The organism is Microbispora sp. NPDC046933 (assembly GCF_040644635.1).
In the GTDB taxonomy this organism is placed as follows: domain Bacteria; phylum Actinomycetota; class Actinomycetes; order Streptosporangiales; family Streptosporangiaceae; genus Microbispora.
In genome coordinates this window covers 1-5857 of record NZ_JBEYWW010000080.1, presented here as the reverse complement: position 1 = coordinate 5857, position 5857 = coordinate 1, and the positions used below count along the sequence as shown (strand labels likewise).

The 5857-nt window shown below is 63.1% G+C and carries 8 protein-coding genes and 1 pseudogene; 5 read left to right on the top strand and 4 right to left on the bottom strand.

The features are described from left to right. Positions 1-277: 277 nt before the first annotated feature. Positions 278-592, bottom strand: coding sequence for a hypothetical protein (locus ABZ857_RS43740; protein ID WP_357056783.1), 315 nt, complete (start codon positions 590-592; stop codon positions 278-280). Positions 593-728: 136 nt separating this feature from the next. Here ABZ857_RS43740 and ABZ857_RS43735 point away from each other — a divergent pair, with 136 nt between their 5' ends. Then, positions 729-1115, top strand: a complete 387-nt coding sequence (locus tag ABZ857_RS43735; protein WP_357056780.1) for a hypothetical protein — start codon at positions 729-731, stop codon at positions 1113-1115. A gap of 213 nt (positions 1116-1328) precedes the next feature. Continuing rightward, positions 1329-1808, top strand: a complete 480-nt coding sequence (locus ABZ857_RS43730; protein WP_357056777.1) for a hypothetical protein — start codon at positions 1329-1331, stop codon at positions 1806-1808. Between the two features lie 676 nt (positions 1809-2484). Here the strand turns inward: ABZ857_RS43730 and ABZ857_RS43725 are convergent. The 3 genes from ABZ857_RS43725 to ABZ857_RS43715 form a co-directional block, all read right to left on the bottom strand. Next, positions 2485-2673 (bottom strand): hypothetical protein, encoded by a 189-nt coding sequence (locus tag ABZ857_RS43725; protein ID WP_357056774.1) that lies wholly within the window; start codon positions 2671-2673, stop codon positions 2485-2487. 67 nt (positions 2674-2740) lie between these two features. Further along, positions 2741-3388: a hypothetical protein gene (locus ABZ857_RS43720; protein WP_357056771.1), complete on the bottom strand. Its 648-nt coding sequence runs from the start codon at positions 3386-3388 to the stop codon at positions 2741-2743. 205 nt (positions 3389-3593) lie between these two features. Further along, a complete protein-coding gene (locus ABZ857_RS43715) occupies positions 3594-3863 on the bottom strand; it encodes a hypothetical protein (protein ID WP_357056768.1) in 270 nt (89 codons plus the stop codon). 333 nt (positions 3864-4196) lie between these two features. On the opposite strand from ABZ857_RS43715, the pseudogene ABZ857_RS43710 reads away from it, so the two are divergent. From ABZ857_RS43710 to ABZ857_RS43700, 3 genes and pseudogenes are all read left to right on the top strand, one after another. Then, positions 4197-5210: pseudogene (locus tag ABZ857_RS43710) on the top strand (replication initiator); the annotation flags it as partial. Further along, positions 5210-5392: a helix-turn-helix domain-containing protein gene (locus tag ABZ857_RS43705; RefSeq protein ID WP_357056786.1), complete on the top strand. Its 183-nt coding sequence runs from the start codon at positions 5210-5212 to the stop codon at positions 5390-5392. The pseudogene ABZ857_RS43710 and the gene ABZ857_RS43705, both read left to right, overlap by 1 nt. Next, complete coding sequence (locus ABZ857_RS43700) at positions 5392-5775, top strand: N-terminal phage integrase SAM-like domain-containing protein (RefSeq protein WP_357056765.1); 384 nt, start codon at positions 5392-5394, stop codon at positions 5773-5775. Before ABZ857_RS43705 ends, ABZ857_RS43700 begins: the two co-directional genes overlap by 1 nt. Positions 5776-5857: the final 82 nt, after the last annotated feature.

Genomic DNA, 5857 nt, shown 5'->3' with positions numbered 1-5857 from the left:
ACCGGCCCGGAACTCCGGATCAAAGCGGCGTCTCGTGGTAGCTCCCACGACCAAACCTCTCCCGGTTCGGTCTCCACGCTACGAGGGGAAGCTCAACGGTCCCTGGCCTGGGCTTTTGAGTGGGTGTAGCCCAGGGGATTCGAACCCCTGGCTTCCTGCTTGCAAACGGGATCCGGGCACGACATAGAAGCTCCTCTCCCTGCTCAGGCATGCCGCTCATTTCGGGAGTCGTCGGTAGCAAATGAGACGACGTCTTAAGCCGTCCACAAGTTGATCACTAGGAGTAGCTGCAATGCTCCTCGGCCGATGTCCAAACCGTGTCAGAGGAAGGAATCATGATGCGGCGAAGAATAGGCGCGCTCGGCGCCGGGGTGCTGGCGGGGATTGTCGTCGGTGCAACGGGTGTGGCCGTGGCGGGGTCGATCGAGACAGGCGTCATCACCGCCTGCGTCGGCGCGAACGGAGTGGTACGGATCCCGTCCACACCCAGCCCGTCGAGTACCGCTCCCACATCGCTCGTCGCTACGCCGAGCCCGACGCCCACCTCGACAGGCGGATGCGCCGTGGGCGAGCGGCAGATCTCCTGGAACAAGGCGGGTCCGCAGGGACCGGCCGGTCCTGAAGGGCCTGTAGGGTCCGCCGGACCTCAGGGGCCTGAAGGTCCTGCTGGTCCTGAGGGTCCTGCCGGTCCCCAGGGGCCCGCCGGTGAGAAGGGCGACCCGGGCACAATGTTCGGCGAGGTCAGGAGCGCAAGAGGCGTAACCAACATCCAGGTCCCGCCCTCCGATAACCGTTTGGTTCGCCTGGGCCAGCTGAGCACCGGCTACTATCTCGTACAGGCACAGGTAAGAGCGTCGCGGCAGTCCGACCTCTCATATGCCCTGGAGTGCTCCATCATCGTGCACACCCCGAACGGCGAGTACTCCACGCCGATGAGGGCCGACAGCGGCGCCTACGGCCACCTTGCCATGTCCTTGCACAAGGCTCTTAAGCTGGGGGAAAACAGCTACGTGGAGCTCGGGTGCAAGCAGACGAACGGTTCTGTCGGTGAGCTCATCTGGGCTGAGGCCTGGCTGACGGCGACCAAGGTGCCGTACGCCCTCTACGACATCTGACAGTCGGCGCGGTTAGCGCCACACCGCGCTGCCATCTCAGCGTGTAAATAGGACGGGGAGCGGCGGCGCGGTGACATGGCCGCTCTCGCCGCTACCTTTCCGAGGGCTTCATGGCCAACTCGCCACCCCAGTCACAGAGGATCCGCCTGAAACCTTGGCGCCACCGCTTTCGTCGCATCATAGTCACACCAACCGACAACTCGCCGACCCCACATGATCAGCAGCGAGTTACACCACCCGGCGGGACATCACCGATCGATCCGAGAGGTTCCCTTCGGGGAACTGATCATTGCCCTCTACACCTCCGACATGCCGGACGCCGGTCCGGCTCCTGAGGATCTTCCTGTCGGTCAGCTCGTCGGCTGGACCGTACAGGGCATCGCCCGGCTGGGCGAGGTCGAAGTCTGGCACCGCAACTACCGGATGCGCACCCAACAGATCGACTTCTGCGAGGTGTTCGGCAACGCCACCCGCGAGCAGTACGCCGCCGATCTGGCCCCGCGCTGGACGAGGCGATGGAAGAGACCGGCATCGACCGTGAGCCGCGCTTCGGCTGGGTCTCGGTGCTGCCGGACGGCGAGGACTTCGCGTGGCAGCAGTGGATGTCGCTGCGCGATGTGGAGTTCTACTTTCGCCTGTGCGGCCACAGTCCACAGGAGGCTCGGCGGCGGCTTGGCGGAGGTCACCAAGTGACCATGGCCGCCTCCCCCGGCATCCCCGACCATCGCCCCGCCCCCGGTGCGTCCGCTCGGCCAAGCGGGCGGGGGCCACAACCGGCCCACCGCTGAACGGCGCCGACAGATCCGCCGCTCCGAGTTCGTAATCTCACCAGGAGAAACGGCCGCGACCTGGGCGAGAGGCCGTCCGCGAGTGACCGTGAGTACCCCCTGTTGACCGCCCTTAATGGCCCGCTAATGGCCCGGCGATCAGGTTCGCGGCCTGCCGGCGGGCTGGCACGGGAAGCCTTTGAACAGTTCCTCAGAGCGGGATGAGCACGCGACGGACGAGCGACGGCGCCAGGTGGCCAAGCAACTCGACAGCCTTGCACGAGGGCAATTCGAGAGGGGATCGGGCACGGAAGAGCGCGAAGGCCGAATAACGATCAAAGCCCAGGCGAGGAGAACGATCCCTGGCCTGGGCTTTTGAATGGGTGGAGCCTAGGGGATTCGAACCCCTGACTTCCTGCTTGCAAACGGGAGCCAGTCACGAGGTAGAGGTCTCCTCGTCCTGCTCAAGAGGTAGCTGAGGACAGGTGGCGTGTGATCGTGTGGGATGACGTTGCTGTACCTCCGCTGCTGTACAGCATTCCGGGGCCTCGGCACGATCTGCCCGCAGCCCTCCTGTCCGCAGTCGGAGTGCCCCATCGGCCTCAATCGAGCATGAGCGCCGACAGATCGTAGTCGGTGCGCCGTTCAGCTTGGCGCCAGTACACGAAGAATCGAAGCAGCTCACTATCCACGGCCGACAGCGAGCCGTGGGGCAGCATCCCGAGCCCGGGCGCGACGGCCTTACCCGACAAGGGCAGCGCCACGTCGAGCACGGCGAGGTCGACGATCAATACGCCGAGGTCGGGCAGGCGGCGGCTGATTTCCTCATCCAGCCAGGATGGCGAGCGCCCGGTTAAGTTAGGCCGATATAATGCCCAAGACTATATGGTAAGAAGCTATGTGACTATTGGGATTGAGAAGGCGGAAATTTCTCTGGTGCCTAAATACGTCCCTGTCTTCAATTGTGACCCAAGTTGTCGACCAGATTCGAGTAAATTCCATATCCGTGGCGCCGTAATACAAAGTTGGGAAGTTGCTCCCAGGTGTAGCTACGTACGGATCTGGCTCTACATCCCAGACCGTGACGGTACGTATCGCCGGCTCATAGCTTCCTGCATCAAGAAAGTACCAGAAGTTTTCATAATAAGCCCCCGGAGCGAGAGTTCCGACGATAAAATCTCCCTCCACCGAAACCTGCCCACCTGCGACAAAGGTTGCGAGTGCACCCGTGGTGAACTCTCCTGACTCGGGAAGGGGTTTCAAGTCATGAGAATGCCCGTCGCGTGTCTGCACCAGTTTCGGGCGCTTCCCCATACCCTCGACCTTGGAGTTTACATGAAGCTCAAGAAGGCGATATGATAGATTTTTTTCACCGTCGCCGACTGGATAATTATCCATTACATGAACAGACAGTCCATCAGGAGGGATAATACCAGTGTTGTCGAATCGCGTACCTAGCAATCCTTGTACAACGCCAGCATCGTCATGCATTACAAAAAGTCGCATTTCCGTTACCCTTCTCTAATGTTTCGATAATACTGCTCACCGCTAAATAAATTCGAAATGCAAACAAGAGCCAAAAAGGCATCACCTTCACTTCAAATCCGCATGGCCCTGTCGGGCTATTAGGGAACCTGCACAATCAATATTCTTTCTTTCTTTCTTTAGTTGTCACCTTATGTGTGGAGCGATTCGGAAAAGTTCCCGAGCTTCAGATACGGCAGCCGTAGATCGTTGTGATCATGGTGTTGTTTCGGCGTAGGCGTGCCATCGCTGGTGGCAGAGGCGGGCGCGGTATTGGTGTCGTCGTCGCCAGATGGACCAGACCGAGGTGCTCGCTCGACGAGGGGCCGTCGAGTTGACGCCGGCGGGTGGCGTCCAGGCCGCAGGTCTGCTTGGCAAGCTGGTGATCCTCTTCGATGCGCCATCTGGATGTGGCGACGTGGATCAGGCGGGCCAGCGGCACCGGCGCGGGCTCCATCAGCAGTAGAACGAGATCTGTCTGGTGTAACGGTGGCGGCGTGCCCGTCGGGAGTGTCGTCGGGCAGGATGGCCAGCATCGCCACTGAGCGTCCAGGCTCCGGACCGACGAGCGCATGCAGAGGAGCGGGCCTGCTTCCAAGCTCGCGCTTACACCGCGGCGCTTGTGATGGTGCGTCGGACGCTCGAAGGAGTATGCGCCCAGCACGGGTACACGCGGACGCTTCCGCAGACGATCTATAAAGCTCACGACTTGCACAGCGCCTTGTGCGGTCCCGCACGTGTCTTCTCGCCCTGATGTCCCGTATGCCATCGACCCGCCCCGGAGGGGCAGCGGGCCGGCACCTGCCCGCACGGCAAACCCCTGTCATGCACCGAGCTACACGGACCGGACGCCCAGGAGATCGGGCAACCGCTGTGTGCGGAGTGCTACGACTACGACGGTCACGCGCTGTGGAACGCCCACGCCCCGGACCTGTGGCGCCGCTTCACCATCTACCTGCGCCGCGAGCTGGCGTACGCGGCGGGCATGACCGCCAAAGCCTTCAACGCCCAAGTCCGCGTGAGCTTCGCCAAGGTCGCTGAATACCAGGCGCGCGGCATCGTCCACTTCCACGCCGTGGTGCGCCTCGACGGCCGCAGCGACGACGGCACGCCGTTGCCGCCTCCGGACTGGGCGACGGTTGATCTCCTCGACCGCGCGGCCCGCACCGCTGCCGCCAGCGTCCATGTGGACTCCCCGCACTGTGAGGCGGTCGGCGGGGTGCGGCGCCTGATGTTCGGCTCCCAGGTCGACATCAAGCCGATCGTCGCGGGTGAGCTGACCGAGGACGCGCTGACCGAAGCTCAGGTCGCGGGCTACATCGCCAAATATGCGACCAAGGGCGCGACCACCGAAGGAACCGTCAATCGGCGGATCAAGGACCTGTCGGAGCTGAACGCGGTCACGCTGACCGCTCATCAGCGGCGGCTGATCGAGACCTGCTGGCACCTGGGCGACCTGGAGGAACTCAAGCCGCTGCGGCTGCGCGGGTGGGCTCACATGCTCGGCTTCCGGGGCCACTTCTCGACCAAGTCCGGCTCCTACTCCACCACCCTCGGCAAGCTCCGCGATGCGAGGCGTTCCTTTCGCACCCGCCAAGCACGCGAACACGGACACGACGCCCTGACCGGCGCACCCGCCGATGACTCCACCCTCGTCGTCGGCTCCTGGCGCTACGCCGGACAGGGCTACACCCACCCCGCCGACCTGTACGTCGCCCAGCTCATCCGCGAGGACCGCGAGGCCAAACGTCGCTCTCGCTGGCCACGCCGAAGTAACGATCTCGTGCTTGCGGAGGCTTCGTGATGACCCCCGACATGCTCACGGTGCCCGAAGTCATGGCCGTGCTGAAGGTGAGCCGCTGGACGGTCTACAACCTGTTCCGTTCGGGTGAGCTCCGCTCGGTTGTCGTCGGTGTGCGTTCCCGGCGGGTGCCCCGCGCTGCCCTGGAGGAGTACGTGACCCGCCTGTGCGAGGAGGCCGCCTGATGGGCAAGCGCGCGAACGGGGAAGGCTCGGTCTTCCCCTACCGGGACGGCTGGGCGGGCTATGTCTGGGTCACGACTCCGGAGGGCAAGAGGACCCGCAAATGGGCCTACGGCAAGACCCGCGAGGAAACTCACGAGAAGTGGCTCAAGCTCCACGAGATGGCGCGTCGGGGGCCGGTCGTCACCAGGTCGCCGAAGGTGGCCGACTATCTGACGTACTGGCTGCGCAACGTGGTTGAACCGAATCTGGCGCCTAAGACGGCCGTGAACTACGAGATGTTCGTTCGGCTGTACATCGTGCCTTTCCTCGGCGCGAAACGGCTCGACAAGCTGACCGTGCGAGACGTGCAGACGTGGGTGAATAAGCTCCGGAGCAATGCTTAGAACCTGTGGATCTTCAGGGAAGGGGTGTACCTTCCCGATGATCATGTAGGTCTCATGCATGACCGACGCGCCAACGTCGGTC